Here is an 18,065-nt window from a genome sequence, read left to right as displayed (position 1 = left end):
ATGAGGTTAACTGAAAAGTTTCCCTTTGCGATCGACTAATGGGAAGCGCCCCAGATTAAAGCCAAAGACGCGATCTTTCCCTGACAGGTTCCAGATGGATGCTGCAACCTGATAACCTCAGATTGGGGCAAACAGGGGATTGAGTACTGGGTATTGGGTACTAGGTATTGGCTAATGGGAAAACTCTTCCCTAATTACCAATTCATAGTACCCAGTCCCTAGTCACCAGTACCCAGCCGCTACTCCCTGAAAGAAAACTGATGTAGGAATGGGAAAGGTATGCGAATTCTAATTATGGGTGGTACTCGGTTCATTGGTGTCTACTTGACTCAACTATTGGTGGAACAAGGACATGAGGTGGTGCTGTTTAACCGTGGAAATCGGCCAGCACCTTCTTTACAGGGAGTAGGACAAATTATAGGCGATCGCACCGATGCTGCCCAATTAAAAGCAAAATTGTCACAAGAAAATTTTGATGCCATTTTTGACAATAATGGGCGAGAACTTAGTGATACTCAACCACTTGCGGAGATTTTTCAAGACCGGGTGCAACATTTTGTATACATGAGTTCGGCGGGAGTGTATCTCAAATCTGACCAACTTCCTCACGTCGAAGGTGATGCAGTAGACCCAAAAAGCCGCCACCTTGGCAAGCATGAAACTGAAGCTTACCTGAGTAAATCGGGATTGCCCTTTACTTCGATTCGCCCTACTTATATTTACGGGCCGCGTAATTATAATGACTTAGAAAGTTGGTTTTTTGACAGAGTTGTGCGCGATCGCCCCATTCCTATTCCCGGAAATGGGTTGCATATCACCCAATTTGGTCATGTCAAAGATTTAGCAAAGGCAATGACTCAAGTTTTGGGCAATCAACAAGCAGTAGGAGAGATTTATAATGTTTCTGGCGATCGCTTTGTCACTTTTGATGGTTTAGCTCGTGCTAGCGCCGTAGCGGCTGGTAAATCACCCGATGCTATCAAAATTGTCCATTATGACCCGAAGAAGTTTGATTTTGGCAAGCGCAAAGCTTTTCCCATGCGGGTGCAACATTTCTTTGCTTCGGTGAACAAAGCGCAAACAGAATTAAACTGGCATCCGGAATATGATTTGATTTCTGGATTACAAGATTCTTTGGAAAATGATTATCTAGCTTCTGGCCGAGATAAAGCTGAGGTTAATTTCTCGGTGGATGAGGAGATTTTAAAAGCTGTTTAGTTGTGAGGTTTGTTGACTGCTGACAGTCAACAGTCAACAGTCAACACATTACTCTTCATCAGGGTTAATGCCCAATTCTCGTAATTTCGCCGCTAATTTATCAGCACGTTGTTTTTCTCGTTCGGCTCGTCGTCTTTCTTGTTCTAGTTGCGTAGAAATCCAATTTCCTGTTTCATCGTACCAACGCAACCACAAGCGATCGATAAAAATTTTTTACTCTACCTAAGACAGACGCGATAAATTACGTTTTTAGTTTTTCCTAAAAAAGGAATGAAAATTTTTTGTGTTAGTCAGGCAAACTTGTTCGATAATTGCCTGAAAGTTGGTGAAATTAATTGGTGTAAATACTATTGTTGGTTAATTAAATGAGCCAAGTCTTACAATATGCACTCCACAATATTTTGGAAGGACGTGCCCGTTTGGGTGAAGGGCCTATTTGGGACTCTACTAAAAAGCTGCTTTACTGGATTGATATTTTTAATCATCGAGTGCATCAATTTGACCCCGCAACGGGTAAAGATCGCTTTTTTGATGTGGGAGATGTGGTAGGGGCGATCGCACCAACAGGTACAGATAGATTAATTATTACGCTGCGTCGTCATCTGGCATTCCTCAACACCCAAACTGGTGAAGTTACACCCATTTTGGAAGTTGAAGCAAACATGCCAAATAATCGTCTCAACGATGGCAAATGTGACCCCCAAGGTCGCTTTTGGTTCGGCTCAATGTCTACTATCGAAAAGCCCGAAGCGAGACTTTATCGTTATGATGCTGATGGTTCATTACATCTGATGGAAACAGGATTAACTATCTCTAATGGTTTGGGTTGGAGTCCCGATCGAAAGACATTTTACTTAACTGATTCTCCTCAACAAAAAATATATGCTTATGACTTTAATTCAGTAACAGGTAATATTACTAATCGCCGAGTTTTTGTTAATTTAACTCATGAATCTTTCCACCCAGATGGGTTGACGATAGATAGTCAAGGAAATATTTGGTCAGCGATGTGGAATGGATGGTGCGTGATTCGTTTCAATCCCAAGGGTGAAGAGATATTGCGGATAAAACTACCCGTTCCACTTGTAACGAGTTGCACCTTTGGCGGCGAAGATTTGCAAACACTTTACATCACCACCGCTTCAGTTGGACTCAGCCAAGCCGAGATTGACAAGAGTTTTTACTCTGGTGATTTGTTTGCTGTGCAAACTGATGTGACTGGATTACCTAGCTATAATTTTTAGGAATTAGATGACAGAAACTGAAAGGAAAAGTTTGCAGTCAAATGTTCTGGCAGCGATTTTCCTTTTGCTTGGTAATCTTCAATCAAAAGTTATAGCACTTCCTCACCATTATTGAGAGCATCTGCATAGGTATTTCCATGAGTATGTGCATAAGGGCCAAACTCTGGTAGGCTGACAATGTACTTTTTATCTTCGTCACACCACTGAATTAGAACACTATATTGTCGTTTCATTAGTGGTAGCTTTTTGCGGTAAGAGATAAATACCGCCAGATATTAAAGTCAAAGCAACAGAAATCCAAAAAGCAATCAAAGATGGAATTTGCCAAACTTCAGGTAATGGTGCAATCAAAAGTGCGATCGCTACTATTTGACTTACAGTTTTGAGTTTACCCCAAATGTTCGCCCCGGTAATCGTTGTTTGATTTACCCGCCAACCAGCGATCGCTAATTCTCGCGCTAAAATCAAAAACACTCCCCAAGCTGGCACTTTTCCCAGTTCAATCAACACCATTAACGGTGCAAGTACCAAAAATTTATCAACTAAAGGGTCAAGAAATTTACCTAAATCGCTAATTTGGTTGAGTTTTCTTGCTAAATAACCATCCAACCAATCTGTCAACGCTGCCACTAAAAAAATCGCCAAACATAACCACCTAGCCTGAGAAGATGGGTTGTACAAACCGTATAGCAAGAATGGTACACCCAGCAAACGAGAAAAAGTAATCCAGTTAGGTAAAGTCATAATTTGGGTTGAGGAATTATCTATAACTTTAACCAACCAAATAATTGCCCTAATGTCAAATGTAAATCGCTGACTAATTCGGGTACTGGCAATATATCTTCTTCGTTCTCTAAATAGATTGGTTGTTGCTGAGGTGGATACGCTAAAACACCATATTCTTCTGGGTCAATTAACCAACCTAAGCTAGTACCATGATTTAAAGAATGTAAAATATTTTTGGTAACTTTGGTTGTGCTTTGTTCGGGTGATAGAATTTCAATTGTCCAATCTGGATATGTATTAAACGCATTGCCGATATTACCTTTTTCATCTACAGGAATTCGTTCCCAAGCGAATACTGCAACATCTGGAACAGTGGAACGTCCTCCAAAGGTACACCGTAATTCTGGAAAAGCTAGGGCGATTTTTGTGGGTTCTGCTATACGATTAATTGCAGTAACTAATTCACCCTGAAGTCTGCTATGTTTACCTTGAGGCATAGGTTTTTGAATAATTTCACCATCGATATATTCACTGGCTGGTTTAGTTTCTGGTAATTGTAAAAATTCTTCTAAAGATATACGGCGAGTTGGTGTTTTAATCATAATGTTTTCCTGCTCGTATTTATTTGCAATATTTTAGCCTTGCCACGCCACTACAATACTCAAGGTGAGGGGCTTTGAGTATGTTTTTTTGTAAAAGGGGCGTGAGTATCATTTGCATGGCATGATCTGTATTTCAAGATCATCGAAACAATACTATGACTGACAATATAGATTTTCGCATCGAACGGGATTCGATGGGCGATCGCCAAATCGCTAGTAACGTTTATTACGGCATTCAAACGCTACGGGCAATAGAAAACTTCCCTATCAGCAGCATCAAGCCTCTATCTACTTACGTAGATGCTTGTTTGTTAATTAAAAAAGCTACGGCAATTGTCAACGGAGAACTAAATTGCATTCCCCAAGATATTAGTCAGGCGATAGTCCAAGCAACTGATGAAATCTTAGGCGGAAAGTTGCGCGAACAATTTGTTGTGGATGTTTATCAAGCGGGTGCTGGAACTTCTCACCACATGAATGTCAATGAAGTTCTGGCAAATCGCGCCTTAGAAATTCTTGGTGACGAAAAAGGCAATTATAAACGTGTTAGTCCTAACGATCACGTTAACTATGGGCAGTCTACCAATGATGTGATTCCGACAGCAATTAGGATTGGCGGTTTATTGGCGCTTTCTCACACATTACACCCAGCTTTAGAAGAAGCGATCGCCGCCTTAGAAAGCAAAGCTGTAGAATTTCAAGATATCGTCAAATCTGGCAGAACTCACTTACAAGACGCAGTACCAGTGCGCTTGGGTGAGAATTTTCGAGCTTGGGCACAAATTCTCACAGAACATCAAAACCGAATTTACACCGCCTCTGGAGATTTGATGGTGCTGGGTTTGGGAGGTAGTGCAGCGGGAACAGGCTTAAATACTCATCCTCTCTATCGCGCCCGTGTTGTGGAAGTTCTCTCAGAATTAATTGATACTCCATTAGAACCTGCACCGCACCTCATGGCAGCTATGCAAAGCATGGCACCATTTGTCAACGTTTCTGGTGCTTTGCGGAACCTAGCCCAGGATTTAGCGAAAATATCTCATGACTTGCGGTTGATGGATTCCGGGCCGAAAACTGGTTTAAAAGAAATTCAACTACCCCCAGTGCAACCAGGTTCCTCAATTATGCCAGGGAAATACAACCCAGTGATGGCAGAGATGACATCAATGGTATGTTTTCAGGTGATGGGTTATGATAATGCGATCGCTCTTGCCGCCCAAGCAGGACAATTAGAACTAAATGTGATGATGCCGCTGATTGCCTATAACTTAATTCACAGCATCGAAATTCTGGGTAATACTATTGCTGCACTTACACAACGTTGCATCAAAGGAATTACAGCTAACAAAGAACGTTGTTTAGCTTATGCCGAAGGTAGTTTAGCTTTAGTAACTGCACTCAACACTCACATCGGTTATTTAAATGCCGCAGCAGTGGCCAAAGAATCTTTAGAAACTGGTAAATCCCTACGGCAAATCGTCCTAGAACGAGGATTAATGAATGAAGCAGACTTAGCCGCAGTGTTAAATCTAGAACAAATGAGTGCTATTTTACCCATTAAGACAGAATAATAGTTATTGGGCATGGGGCATGGGGCATGGAGCAAGCAGGAAGTGTGGGAGGGGTGGGAGGTGTGGGAGGATAGGGAAGAAATCTTTCCCCCCACACTCCCCACACTCCCCACACTCCCCCATCTCCCCACTCCCCACTCCCCAATCCCTAATCCCTATCCCCTATCTACCATGCAGACTCAAAAACCATCTGTGAGCCTGATTCGGGCTACTTCCTACGAACAAGAGGCTTTACGAGAATCTTTGGTGACATTGCTGGAACCTTTTGGAGGAATGGCAGCATTTGTTAAAAAGGGCGATCGCGTTTTACTCAAACCCAATCTCCTCACAGGTGCGCGTCCTGGTAAAGAGTGTATCACTCGTGCAGAACTAGTTTACGCAGTTGCCCAAATGGCGATCGAAGTTGGCGGTAAGCCATTTTTGGGCGATAGTCCGGCTTTTGGCAGTGCCAAGGGAGTTGCAGTGGCAAATGGCTATCTGCCTATTTTAGAAGAACTCAACCTTCCCATCATCGATTTTCACGGACAGCGTTACCAAACCGTCAGCGATAATTTTAACCACCTGCGACTATCTAAAGAAGCGATGGAAGCAGATGTGGTGATTAACCTACCAAAAGTCAAATCCCACGCCCAGTTGACATTAACCTTGGGTGTAAAAAACTTGTTTGGTTGCGTCCCCGGCAAAATGAAAGCTTGGTGGCACATGGAAGCCGGAAAAGATGCCAACAGATTTGCTGAAATGTTAGTAGAAACTGCTAGGGCAATTAACCCTAACATAACCATATTAGATGGCATCATCGGTCATGAAGGTAACGGCCCTAGTAACGGTGAACCTCGCCAACTCGGCATTTTAGCAGCCGCATCAGATATATTTGCCCTAGATCGAGCAATGGTAGAAATCCTCAATGTTCCTCCCGAACAAGTACCGACAGTTGCAGCTTCCCAAAGATTAGGAGTTTGTCCAGAACTTGCTGCAATAGAATTTCCACATTTAAATCCCGACTTATTAAAAATAGAAGATTGGCGGCTACCAGATAAATTAATGCCCATCGATTTTGGTATGCCCCGCGTGATTAAATCTACGTTTAAGCATCTTTACACCCGGTTTATCAAAGAACCAATGAGTGTTTACGCTAGAAACTAGAGACTGGGGACTGGGGGAGGTGGCAACGCCTTGGGGAAAGGTAAAAGGGAAAAGCTAAAAGCAGGGATCTTTCTTTTCCCCTTTGCCCCTTGCCCTTTGCCCAATGCCCCATGCCCCATACCCCATGCCCAATATAAAATTGCAAACTTGGTTACAGCAATTTCATTTATTAGCAAAGTAATCTGTAATTACCCTCCGATTGCTTAACCAAACCGTCCTAGTTAATATAGTGGCGGTTTTTTTAATTGGTTAATACCAATTCGCAATCCCGGAAGGCAGTAAGCAAGCTACGCAGTTTGTGAAATTCACATTTTATCTCGGTTGGAAGTTTGAATCTGTTGCCGAATTTTAGAGAATTACTATAATTTTTTTTGAAAAAATTCTCGCAAATGCAGCAGTTTTTACTGGTGAAAAATACAGCTTAGGGCACACATTTACTGTGCTAGAATCTCTAAAAATCGACACTCAAACTCCAATTAATACTGAATTCTGGATTCTTTAGTTACGCCAAAGCTATTGCACCGCCTAATAGTTGGGTGCGTTAGGCTACGCCATAACACACCCTACATCTACTTAGATTTTTTCAAAAATCAAATCGGATTCCTATAGGACTCCAATTCATTCTGAATTCTAAATTCTCAATTCTTTCTTATATAAACTTGATAACTTTCCCCTCCGCAGCTTTTTTATAAAATACTGAAGCAATCATTTCGCCATCTGGTTGATAAAGTGCAATCTGACCGCCAGAATTACCGAGTTGCATAGACAGAGGACTATTTGTCCGCACAAGAAATTGTTTTTGCTCATCAGGTGCTAATGTTCCCTCCAATATCCGCCGCCGACCGGCTTTATCTGTGAGGAACCACCCATCTAACACAACTGGTGTTGAGGATATATTTTTTAACTCCACCCATTCCTCCGATTCCGATCTTTCTGGATTTGGGAGTGCTGCGGCCACAACTACTGGCCCGCTTTGCATTTGTACATCTTCAAGCGGACGGGAGATAGGCCCGCTACCAGGACGCGGCAAAGGCTCAAAGTCTCCGCCACCCCGGAATTCTGGATAAAATGAGCGTATGTGTTTGCCCCGCTCTTTTTCCTTAGTTGTCTCGCGGTAAATCACTAAGTTATAATTTCCGCCTTGAATAGTTACAGTCCGCCGTTCATTTGTAGTCAAATTTTGAACTGATTCGTAGTAAGCTACAGTGCCCAAAGCGAACTCACATTCCGGACTAGTACCGACAAAGAAGCCTCCCCGTTCCTTAAAAATCTGGGCAACAGGGTCACCAGCCATATTACTCAATATCCAGGTCATTTGTAGCGTTACTACGTGGGGATTTTGCACCTCAGAAATCCCAGGTAACTTATACTGAGTGCCGAGAAAATTGACTCGTCCCTTGGCTTCATCTAAATAAAACTTCACCCAGTTGTGATAACCACTAATCTCTCCCCAACTTGGGCCACCCCGTGGATTAAATTGGCCCTCGCCAACAAATACATGCTCAAATCCAGAGCAGTACTTGACAATATCATTCCCAAAATAATTGGTGAATGGTTCAAACCAGATTTGATTTATATCTTTGCGAAACTCATCTTTTGAGATCGGTTTTCTAAGACCATTAACGATATAATCATAAGCAATTTTCATCGGTTGAGTATCTAGTAACAGGTCAAGAAATGTATTAATTTCATCATTTTCCTGTTCTGTAAACTCTTCCGGGTCGCGGTAATTCACCAAATAATTGTCGAATAATTGAATTAATGTTGCGTAAGTGCCTTCTGCAAAACGTTCATCTTTAACCTTATTGAACAGAGGGCGAACTGCCAAATCAGTCCATTTATCTCCTGCTGCTTTCACTTGATGGTCGAGTAAGATATCGGCATCTGGATCAACCCAATTTCCCTCGGTATCACGTACACTTACCGAAAAGCGGTTAGTATCCGCTTCCCATATTTTATTGTAAATAGTTGGATCGGCAGCCATCTTATTACTACTCCTAATTTCTTGCTTTTTGACAGTAAAAACTTAGCTTCAAGCTTTCATTTCTCTCAACAGAATTGAATTTAGCTAAAACATATCTAGGACTTACACATTGATAGAAAATACCAAATATGGATGATTGAAAAACAACATCTGTCGTAGGGGCACAGCAGTGCTGTGCCCTTATACCCAAGTCTATTTACCATCAAAGAATGTTCATTTGTATAAATGAACAATTATAAATGAAATGTTTAAGCATAAATATGCATTTTATTTGCATATTTATAAATCAAAAACTGCAATTATTGGTGCGTGGTCAGATCCAGGTTTTCCTCGCCTTAAGTTTGGGTCATCACTAACAGAAGGTAAACCATCCATAGCATCGATATAGCTGTCTACTTGTGGTAAATTGCGTGGTTGACCAGGAAACAATTCTTGACTAACAAAAATATGATCTATTAACTCCTTGTTGTTCTGAAAAATACGCGAGTACCGTCTTTTTTCATCAATCAAAGGAGCTAGATTAAATAGTCTGGTATCATCTCCCTTGTCTAACAAATTAAAGCCGCGCGTACCAATCTCGCTACCACCCGGCCCTTGAAGAATCTGAGTAGTCGCAGCAGATGGTACATCATTTAAATCTCCTAGAACAATCAGACCTTGGTTGGCATTATTTTCTAGTAAATCATTTGCTTTGACACGCAATGCAACTGCTTCTGCTGTTCGTTTTATAAGTGCTAATCCAGCAACTAGACTTCGCTCATTTTCATCTTTGGGAGCAAAACGGGGATTATCGTTTGTTGAAGGAAAAGTTAGCAGTTTAGACTTAAAGTGTGCATTGATGATATGAATAGAAATATTTTCTTGAGGTTTGACAAGAATTCGCAAAGCACCCCGACCCATGCGGTTAACTTCAGTTAAATTTCCCTCTGTGTCTTGACTAATCACTTTGGAGAAGCCACCTTCAGGAAAATTTATGATATCTTCCTGTTCAGCGATCGCTATTTTTGAAAAAAACCCAACTCTAATTCCGCGAGGGTCTGGAAATGCAGATAAACATGTATGAGGATAGCGCCCTTCTAACAGCGCTAACAATTCTGTAAATGCCTTCAGATCTCCAACTTCTTGAACAGCTAACACATCAGGATCGAGAGTCACAATTATACTAGCTAAGCTATTCAATTTTTCTGTATATTCTGCTTCTGTTTTAGGGCTAAAATTATCACCTAAAGAGAATAAATTCTCTACATTCCAAGTCATGACCTTAAATGTAGCCATACTTGCTCCAAATATAATAGATAAATCTTGGTATTGAGTTTATTTGTACACAGACATCTTATAGCAAGGTTATTTTTTTATGATGAATATTTACTAAGTTTAAATATTTATCTAGTTACCTTGCTTTGCATAATTAATATTTAATGATTTTTTAACCAATATTTTAATTTGTCCAAGCTGATAGTTATAGATTTTCTCAATTCTTCTGTTATAAATTTATTTTCAATTGCAATTTTCAATTCTTCTAAGATGTAATTGTATTGTTGGTCGAATCTTGATTTATTTTTATACTTGAGACATTCTCGTAAATGTTTCAAATTAATCTCTAATTCTTCTACCTTATTTTTTGGTAGTCGCGATGTTATCAGTTCTATAAAATTTTTTATCTCGACATTTTCATCTAGGACTGAGCTTTCATCTATTAAAAATCCACCTGAAATTTTTACGTTACGACCATTATCTAACTGTACTTCGTATTGTTTTTGAGTATCAAAATTACCAGTTACACGAGCAATTACTTTGCCATGCTCATTAGGGAATTCTGCTTTTTCAGTCAGAACCACGCGATCGCCCTCATCAAAACCCGTCGCAATCATTAGAGTACTTGAGTTGAACTACAAACAAAACTCCATCACCATACTCGGCGATTCCAGATAAATTCAAGTACTCTAATTTTGCTAAAGTATAGGGCTTAGTATATACTTACTCCTCTTTCCTTTCGGCTATCCTCAACTTAGCCGATCGCGATCGCGGATTCTTACTAATTTCCTCTTCGGCTGCAGTAATTGGTTTTTTTGTCAACACTTTTAATAAAGGTGAATTCCTCAAACCATGTTTCACCAAACGGTCTTCTAGGCTGTGAAAACTGATAATCGCAATTTTGCCGCCAGGGACAAGGGCGTTTGGTGCTTTATCTAAAAAAGTTTCTAAAGATTTTAGCTCATCATTGACGGCAATTCGCAGAGCTTGAAAAACACGGGTAGCCGGGTGAATTCTACCATAACGGTATTTGGGGGGAACACAACCGGCGATCGCTTCAGCTAACTCAACAGTGGTGTGAAACGGACGCCGTTCGATGATACGCCTAGCAATGCGCCGCGATAATCTCTCTTCACCGTAGTTAAAGAAAATATTTGCTAATTCGGCTTCATCCCAATTATTAATTACATCAGCAGCAGTTAGCGATCGCCCGCGATCCATTCGCATATCCAAATTCCCAGCTTGGCGAAAACTAAAACCCCTTTCTGGCTGGTCTAAATGGTAAGAACTCACCCCTAAATCCGCGAGGATACCATCGAAAGTGTTAGCGGTAAACTTGTAGCCAGCAAAATTGCTATGAATGAATTGTACGCGATCGTTAAATTCAGCTAAGTTTTTCTGCGCCGCAGCCAAAGCATCCTCATCTTGGTCAATTGCTGTTACCCGCACATCCGCAGCAGCTTCTAAAATTAAGCGACTGTGACCGCCACCGCCTACCGTAGTATCAAGATAATAACCTCCTGGAGATACCGCTAAACCTGCGATAACCTCCTGCGGTAACACAGGTAGATGGGAAAATATCGGTTCTTCAATCGCTAGCTGACCATTCATGAGACTTAGGGCAAAAACCACAGATGAACTTTAATTATGTATTCTTTCCTTGTGTCTTTGTATGTTCGTAGTAAAAAAATAGTTTTTGAACCTGGAAGAGATAGCGGTATTCAATTGAATTGAATACATATACATGCTTGAAAATCAAATCATTGTAGGGGCTTTACAGCTGTGCATTGGTGTCAACTTAACGTGAAACCCGCTTGTGGCAAGATTTGGCCCTCACCCCCAGCCTCTCTCCCGCAGGGAGAGGGGAGCAAGAGATTTAATTCCCCTTCTCCCTGAGGGAGAAGGGGTTAGGGGATGAGGGCGCGACGGATTTGTACAACGCCTGCTGTATATAGCTTGTAGCTTAATGTTGACACCAATGACAGCTGTGCGCCCCTACTGTAGTCTACGCAAATACAAATGTACTATTTTTTACCTTTTTTATTGTAAATCATCGAATTTGGTATCTGTTTTAATTTTTTCTCCATATTTAAATGGCTATTTAAAATAAAAATGAATATATTACCGGGTATTTCAATTTCCTGTAACAAGCTGTTCGCCAGTTTAGAGTTATCGGCTTCATGGTTACCCTCCAACCAACTAAATTCTCGCTTCACTGCTAGTACATAAAGTGGTTTTTCAGGAAAATATTGCAAATTTTTTTTACACAAGTAAGCACTTAAGATATGTGGGTAACATGATAACTGTTCCCGAACTTTGTTTACCTCTATATCTGAGATATTATGAGGTTCAAATTCATCCTTTTCTCTTAAATCAGAACGCTCTTGACGCGCTTTGCAAATTAAATCATAATAATTTTCGGCACGTTGGAGATAAGATTTAGCCTCATTTACTTTTCCTTGTTTTTGAAGAAAAAAGTAAATTATCTTGTAACCTTCTAGAACTAGATATGAGTCTTCTGCTATAGCCTTTTCAATATATTCTATTCCGGCTGCATTCTGTTGTTTTATTAATATTTGTCCTAGTAAATAATTAGCTGAGGTATGGCGAGGCTCGAGATGAATAATCTCTTTTAATAGTGGTATGGCTGCTTCTTCACCTTCAAAATTAAATGTCAAAAATGCTCTTTCGGTAGCTCCTTCTGGAGTTAGCTGTTGCTTCTTTAATTTATTATTTAAATCTTTTAATGTAGCTAATGAATTTTGACGCTCGATATATTTTTGTCGCCAAGGTGCTGCTATTTCTTCTCGCCAAGCTTGACTAAGATACTCAATAAAGTTTTCTAAATTTATATCTAAAATTTTTTGGGCTGCGCTCGTTTCAACCGCTGGAAATATAGCTTCTTCCTGAGCATTGGAGATATATTTCAATGCTTTTAGCCTATCTGCCAGACAAGGATGAGTATCCGCATTGTTAGTTTTCTGCGTTAAAGCTTCCATTAAATAAATACTTGTGATTTCCTGATGAAGCCTCTGGCTTAAAGCCTGTTTCATAGCTGTATAAGTCATTTTTGGCGGTTCAATCTCTGTCTCTACTTGTTTATAGATTCCAGACCAAAAATATCTTTCGATAAATCTAGCTTTGACCTCAACATTTATTAAAGTTTCCGCAGTATTTTCTTCTCCAGTTAAGTCAGCAGCACATCTATCTGCTTCATATTCGTTCATCCGTGCCAAAACAAAAGAATAGGCATTAAAAAACGGAGCATACTATGTCAAAAAACGCTCAAAAATTAACCACGATACTTCATTTCCACTCGATCGTAGGCCTTTAATAATGTGATACCAAGTTTCACGTTGGGGATAAATCCAACCATGAAAACGACTGTGATTTCCTGATAAATGTCCCAGTTCGTGGGCTAAGACAGCACGAAATTGTTCGGGTGACAGTGCTAGCATTAGCGGTAGACCCAAAATTAAATAATTTTGCTGCCATCCCAGCAAACCTAAGCGCGGTCTTTGGACAACCCCTGCATTAAAATCATTCGTCAGTAAGATGTGGTGAAATCGTGGAGCTTGTAGCTTCGATGAGATTTCGTTAGTTAGAGAATAGAGATTGGGTACATCTTTAGGGTACAGTGGTAAACCTGTAGGTGGGGGAAAAGAAATCCAAAGCGATCGCAATAACACAAATGCTAACGCCACTAAAAACAAAATAGCTTTTATAGATGAGGCACGAGCTGAATGAGCGTTCAGCATCAAAAAGACAATACCTACCAGCAAAGCCAAAGTTACAGCTAAAACCAAAAATATATATACGTAGCCCAAAGTAGCCAAAAAAGCAACTTGCAATTTATAAAGACGCGGTTGTTTATTGGCAAACACTTCTAACTTCTGAATTAGGCTATCAAAACGCTCTTGGGTGAAGCTCATAGATATGTATCAGCCTGATAAAACTGTAATATAGCTGACACAATATCTTTATAGCTTACGTGAAAACTCAGAAGTTACTTGCCATTGTTGATAAAGAGGCATCTTCTTTTACTACATCTTGTGGAGTAATTAGCGATCGCATTATTCTCCGTATCCCCATTATCCCAGCACCATCAGATGAAAAAATTCTGGCGGCTTAATTAAGTGCATATCGAGCTTCCATATAATAGTTGAAGAAGTGCAACAAAATGAAACATCAAGTAAAATCCCTCCTCTGTCGCCCCTTCTCAAACCTACCCCTGTATGGGCAATACATGTAGAGCAGTTTCTCTAAAAGTATTGCCTCTAAAAGACTGTCAAATAGAAATTGACAGGTTTGGGCTGATGTCAGGACATGGGAAAATTTTGATTCTCCGCGTCCTTGCATCTCCCCAACCCCGCTTCAATCACTGACAGACAACATAAATTGGGTCTAGTTGGCATCTTAGCGGTTCGATTCAAAATTGTCACAACGGGAGAACACTAAATCTATGACCAGAATAGAAACCCGCACTGAACCGATGGTGCTAAATATGGGGCCACACCACCCCTCAATGCACGGGGTTCTGCGGCTAATTGTCACCTTGGACGGCGAGGATGTCGTTGACTGCGAACCAGTCATTGGCTACCTCCACCGGGGAATGGAAAAAATTGCTGAGAACCGCACTAACGTTATGTACGTCCCCTATGTTAGTCGCTGGGACTACGCTGCGGGAATGTTCAACGAAGCCGTCACCGTCAACGCGCCGGAAAAGCTAGCAGGTGTAGCTGTCCCCAAACGCGCTAGTTATATCCGCGTCATCATGCTGGAGTTGAACCGCATCGCCAATCACTTGCTGTGGTTTGGCCCCTTCCTCGCTGACGTTGGCGCTCAAACTCCCTTCTTTTACCAATTCCGGGAACGGGAGATGATTTACGATCTGTGGGAAGCCGCCACAGGTTACCGGATGGTGAATAATAACTACTTCCGCGTTGGTGGCGTGGCAGTTGATTTGCCTTATGGCTGGGTAGATAAGTGTCTCGAATTCTGCGATTATTTAATACCCAAAATTGATGAATACGAACGCTTGGTAACCGATAACCCCATTTTCCGGCGGCGTGTTGAAGGTATCGGCACTATCACCCGTGAAGAAGCAATTAACTGGGGACTTTCTGGCCCAATGTTACGCGCATCCGGCGTGAAATGGGATTTGCGGAAAGTTGACCATTACGAATGCTACGACGACTTCGATTGGGACGTACAATGGGAAACTGCTGGTGATTGCTTTGCCCGTTACGTAGTGCGGATGCGGGAAATGCGCGAATCTGTGAAGATTATTCGCCAAGCAATTAAAGGACTTCCTGGCGGCCCTTACGAAAATCTCGAAGCCAAGCGTTTAGCCGCAGGTAAAAAATCCGAGTGGGACGCTTTTGATTATCAGTACATTGGTAAAAAAGTTTCCCCCACCTTCAAAATTCCCAAGGGTGAAATCTACGCCCGTGTAGAAAGCGGCAAAGGCGAACTCGGAATTTATTTAGTAGGCGATGATAACGTCTTCCCTGCACGCTGGAAGATTCGTCCTGCTGATTTCAACAACCTCCAGATTCTCCCACATTTACTGCGGGGGATGAAAGTTGCCGATATCGTGGTGATTCTCGGCAGTATTGACGTGATTATGGGTTCTGTGGATAGGTAGAAAAGATCTATCTAAGAACTTTAAAAGAGCAGTTGCATCTTGGTGCAACTGCTCTATTTTTTTAGTAGGATTCTTAGGAAAGTAGAATTCGCTACTACATAAAAACAGGATTTACGCAAATTTATTTTTCAGGCTTAACTCAACCGTATTGGGACAAACTGGTTCTAAGTTGACTAAAAATGAGAAAGTCAAATGGCATTTTGAATAAGTTAAACCTCATTTTAAGAAATCATTTCACTATTTTGAGAAAGTAAACAGGCATTTTCATAAAATAATCAGCAAATATACCTGACAAATAAAAATCGCATCTATCTAAAGCTTGTCAAGATTCTCGATCGTATTTACCAGTGACTGTCTGTAACTATGAATACAAATTGAATTTTTACATTACAACTTGAAGTATATTTATTGCCTCAAATTATAGAAAAATTAAATATATTATTGGAAAGTGCCAAAAATTTTAATTTTAAATTTATGATTCAAAATTTTTGTTGCTGTATAATTACAAAATGTAAATTATTAATCTTTTTTTGAATTATCTCTAACGCTTCACTAGGATTATCTACCGTTAAAATTAAATTCCTGGGATAAATTCAAGGATATATTTAAGTAGAGGTCTGATAAATTACTATATAAATCCGACAGTATTTACTTAGTCGTAATTTTAAAGCCGTGCAAATTCATCGTCACTCAGAATCTCACCAGAGCCGCGATCGCCGCGAACAGGGTTTGGAAAAATTGCTCACTCGCCTTGTTAGAAGCATACAGCGGGATGAGTTAGTGCGGCAAACAACAAATCAACTCAGAGAATCCCTTCAGGTCGATCGCGTTGTTTTGTATTATTTTTACGGGCAGTGGCAAGGGCAGGTAACTTTTGAATCTTTGAGTTCTCCAGAATTTTCAATACTTGGTTCCACAGGGCCAGATAATTGTTTTAACGACGAGTATGCTGCTTTATATTTGGCAGGACGGACAAGAGCGATCGCTGATATTGAATTAGAACCAATGGAGTCTTGTCACAGAGATTTTCTTCGCAGTATGCAAGTTCGCGCCAACCTAGTTGTACCAATTTTGATACCTAGAGGATTATGGGGATTGTTAGTAGCACATCACTGCCAAGGGCCTCATCATTGGTCACAATCAAATATGGAAATGATGCAAACAGCAGCGCAAGCTCTAGCAGCAGACCATAATATTCTCGAAAGTTAAGCTACTGTGCATTCAAATGGCATACAGTTTAAGTAGCAAAGATATTCACCAGCACTGATTCTCTAAATAAGGAGAAAAAACTGTGAGATTTGGTTACACGGTAATCTGGGTAGACGATGTAGTTAAGACCGTTGAGTTTTACGAAAAAGCATTTGGTCTGGTTCGTCGCACCCTCCAGGATCGCGGACACTTTGTCTGGGCTGAAATCGAAACCGGAAACACCACATTGGCTTTCTCCTCCACTAGCGAAGCACAGAAATTATTTCCCGGCGGTTTTCATCACAACGACGCCACACAACCGCGAGCATTAATTCAAATCTCATTCATCACTCCTGATGTTGGTGGCGCTTACATGAAAGCCATAGGAGCAGGAGCAAAACCACTAGATCCCCCGAAAACCCAACCTTGGGGACAAACAGTAGCCCGCGTCCGCGACCTCAATGGCGTGCTGGTTTCCTTGGTGAGTGGGTAGTAGCGATCGCTACCTTGGAGTTTCTTTGATTAGGGCATCAAACAAGCAAAGTTATAATTGCCGTACCCTCTAGACACGTTTAGCTAGCAGGCTAACACGACAATGAAAAGTGAGCTTCCAGAGTTAGTGAATAAAGTCCTAAAAAAAATAGGACGAAATATGTTGGTTTTTCAGCAAATTGAGAAAGGCTTGAAAGTGCTTCTCCCATATATACACTCAGATGGTAGTGCAAAGGGCATCGATAGCTTTTGGAAGTACAGAAAAACAGCCACGTCAAAGACTTTAGGGAATTTAATAAATACCTATATTGAGTCTGTGGATTATGACCCTGATTACTTTGCTGATGAATTAAGAGAGATAGTTGCCGAACGGAACAAATTAGTTCATCATTTTGGTGGATCGGAAGGTTTGAATATATTAAGCACCCAAGAAGGATGTAGAACTTGCATTACTGATCTAGAATCGCAGTACCAAAAAGCAAATTTATTCTATAAAGACATAACACTATTTGTATTTAGTGTGGTTGTCTTTCTTCGAGAAAATTATGCTGAGTCTAACCCAAATATCGAACTTTTATACAACAAATTTAAGACAGATATTATTTCTTCTGGCGTTGAGTATATAAATCTAAATAATCCCTCTGAAACAGCATGGGAGAATACAAAAATTGTAAAACTACTGCGTTTAGCTGAAAGCAACACAGAGAAAATAGGTGGTATGACTTCGCTAGCAACAGCGGGTAAATTTATTAAGAGCCAAGACCCTGACTGTACGCCGAAGAAGTATGGAATTAAGACACTAAAAGGTGTTTTGAAAGCATCAGGTTTATTTGAAATTACTGAGAATAAAAATCACGTGCTGATTTTATATAAAAGTAAACTTACGCACTAACCAATAGCTGTAATAAATAACATTTAAATTTTCACGCTTCAGTTAAATTAATTGTTTTGCTGATGATTGTGTTGCTGGCGAGTATTTATTTTCTCTAGTTACCA

17 protein-coding genes and 1 pseudogene are annotated in these 18,065 nt (G+C 40.6%); 9 read left to right on the top strand and 9 right to left on the bottom strand.

Features of this window, described 5'->3' with window-relative positions; genetic code table 11:
- Positions 1 to 279 precede the first annotated feature (279 nt).
- On the top strand, positions 280 to 1,218 hold the full coding sequence (locus NSTC745_RS03635) for an NAD-dependent epimerase/dehydratase family protein (protein WP_445635932.1): 939 nt from the start codon (positions 280 to 282) through the stop codon (positions 1,216 to 1,218).
- Positions 1,219 to 1,266: 48 nt separating this feature from the next.
- On the opposite strand, the gene NSTC745_RS03630 is transcribed toward NSTC745_RS03635, so the two are convergent.
- A complete protein-coding gene (locus NSTC745_RS03630; RefSeq protein ID WP_445635931.1) occupies positions 1,267 to 1,413 on the bottom strand; it encodes a hypothetical protein in 147 nt (48 codons plus the stop codon).
- Positions 1,414 to 1,583: 170 nt separating this feature from the next.
- Here NSTC745_RS03630 and NSTC745_RS03625 point away from each other — a divergent pair, with 170 nt between their 5' ends.
- Entirely contained in the window at positions 1,584 to 2,462 is an 879-nt protein-coding gene (locus tag NSTC745_RS03625; RefSeq protein WP_445635930.1) for an SMP-30/gluconolactonase/LRE family protein, read from the top strand.
- An 89-nt stretch (positions 2,463 to 2,551) separates the two neighbouring features.
- Here NSTC745_RS03625 and NSTC745_RS03620 read toward each other — a convergent pair whose 3' ends face one another.
- From NSTC745_RS03620 to NSTC745_RS03610, 3 genes are read right to left on the bottom strand one after another with little or no spacing between them, the layout of a single operon-like run.
- The gene (locus NSTC745_RS03620) at positions 2,552 to 2,695 is read right to left on the bottom strand and encodes a type II toxin-antitoxin system HicB family antitoxin (protein ID WP_445635929.1); all 144 of its coding nucleotides are present in this window, start codon (positions 2,693 to 2,695) and stop codon (positions 2,552 to 2,554) included.
- Entirely contained in the window at positions 2,679 to 3,206 is a 528-nt protein-coding gene (pgsA, locus tag NSTC745_RS03615; RefSeq protein ID WP_445635928.1) for a CDP-diacylglycerol--glycerol-3-phosphate 3-phosphatidyltransferase, read from the bottom strand. Before pgsA ends, NSTC745_RS03620 begins: the two co-directional genes overlap by 17 nt.
- 20 nt (positions 3,207 to 3,226) lie before the next feature.
- Positions 3,227 to 3,790 (bottom strand): Uma2 family endonuclease, encoded by a 564-nt coding sequence (locus tag NSTC745_RS03610; RefSeq protein ID WP_445635927.1) that lies wholly within the window; start codon positions 3,788 to 3,790, stop codon positions 3,227 to 3,229.
- A gap of 155 nt (positions 3,791 to 3,945) precedes the next feature.
- Between NSTC745_RS03610 and NSTC745_RS03605 the strand changes: the two genes are divergently transcribed.
- On the top strand, positions 3,946 to 5,361 hold the full coding sequence (locus NSTC745_RS03605) for an aspartate ammonia-lyase (protein WP_445635926.1): 1,416 nt from the start codon (positions 3,946 to 3,948) through the stop codon (positions 5,359 to 5,361).
- A gap of 171 nt (positions 5,362 to 5,532) precedes the next feature.
- Positions 5,533 to 6,504 (top strand): DUF362 domain-containing protein, encoded by a 972-nt coding sequence (locus NSTC745_RS03600; RefSeq protein WP_445635925.1) that lies wholly within the window; start codon positions 5,533 to 5,535, stop codon positions 6,502 to 6,504.
- Between the two features lie 649 nt (positions 6,505 to 7,153).
- On the opposite strand, the gene NSTC745_RS03595 is transcribed toward NSTC745_RS03600, so the two are convergent.
- From NSTC745_RS03595 to NSTC745_RS03575, 5 genes and pseudogenes are all read right to left on the bottom strand, one after another.
- A complete protein-coding gene (locus tag NSTC745_RS03595; RefSeq protein WP_445635924.1) occupies positions 7,154 to 8,488 on the bottom strand; it encodes a lamin tail domain-containing protein in 1,335 nt (444 codons plus the stop codon).
- A gap of 279 nt (positions 8,489 to 8,767) precedes the next feature.
- Entirely contained in the window at positions 8,768 to 9,763 is a 996-nt protein-coding gene (locus tag NSTC745_RS03590; RefSeq protein ID WP_445635923.1) for an endonuclease/exonuclease/phosphatase family protein, read from the bottom strand.
- A 140-nt stretch (positions 9,764 to 9,903) separates the two neighbouring features.
- On the bottom strand, positions 9,904 to 10,359 hold the full coding sequence (locus tag NSTC745_RS03585) for a hypothetical protein (protein WP_445635922.1): 456 nt from the start codon (positions 10,357 to 10,359) through the stop codon (positions 9,904 to 9,906).
- 106 nt (positions 10,360 to 10,465) lie between these two features.
- Positions 10,466 to 11,353: a 16S rRNA (cytosine(1402)-N(4))-methyltransferase RsmH gene (gene rsmH, locus NSTC745_RS03580; protein ID WP_445638520.1), complete on the bottom strand. Its 888-nt coding sequence runs from the start codon at positions 11,351 to 11,353 to the stop codon at positions 10,466 to 10,468.
- A gap of 413 nt (positions 11,354 to 11,766) precedes the next feature.
- A pseudogene (locus tag NSTC745_RS03575) lies at positions 11,767 to 13,500 on the bottom strand (M48 family metalloprotease).
- A gap of 233 nt (positions 13,501 to 13,733) precedes the next feature.
- Here NSTC745_RS03575 and NSTC745_RS03570 point away from each other — a divergent pair.
- The 5 genes from NSTC745_RS03570 (at position 13,734) to NSTC745_RS03550 (ending at position 17,961) form a co-directional block, all read left to right on the top strand.
- A complete protein-coding gene (locus NSTC745_RS03570; RefSeq protein ID WP_445635921.1) occupies positions 13,734 to 13,874 on the top strand; it encodes a hypothetical protein in 141 nt (46 codons plus the stop codon).
- 330 nt (positions 13,875 to 14,204) lie between these two features.
- On the top strand, positions 14,205 to 15,389 hold the full coding sequence (locus tag NSTC745_RS03565; RefSeq protein WP_445635920.1) for a photosynthetic/respiratory NAD(P)H-quinone oxidoreductase subunit H: 1,185 nt from the start codon (positions 14,205 to 14,207) through the stop codon (positions 15,387 to 15,389).
- A 672-nt stretch (positions 15,390 to 16,061) separates the two neighbouring features.
- Positions 16,062 to 16,598, top strand: coding sequence for a GAF domain-containing protein (locus tag NSTC745_RS03560; protein WP_445635919.1), 537 nt, complete (start codon positions 16,062 to 16,064; stop codon positions 16,596 to 16,598).
- An 82-nt stretch (positions 16,599 to 16,680) separates the two neighbouring features.
- Positions 16,681 to 17,070 carry a VOC family protein gene (locus tag NSTC745_RS03555; protein WP_445635918.1) on the top strand — a complete coding sequence of 130 codons (390 nt, stop codon included), beginning with the start codon at positions 16,681 to 16,683 and terminating at the stop codon, positions 17,068 to 17,070.
- Between the two features lie 102 nt (positions 17,071 to 17,172).
- Positions 17,173 to 17,961 (top strand): OST-HTH/LOTUS domain-containing protein, encoded by a 789-nt coding sequence (locus tag NSTC745_RS03550; RefSeq protein WP_445635917.1) that lies wholly within the window; start codon positions 17,173 to 17,175, stop codon positions 17,959 to 17,961.
- The last annotated feature ends 104 nt before the right edge of the window (positions 17,962 to 18,065 follow it).

This window comes from Nostoc sp. DSM 114161 (assembly GCF_052692665.1).
The sequence above is the reverse complement of the archived record's forward strand: the minus strand, read 5'-3'. Positions and strand labels throughout refer to the sequence as shown.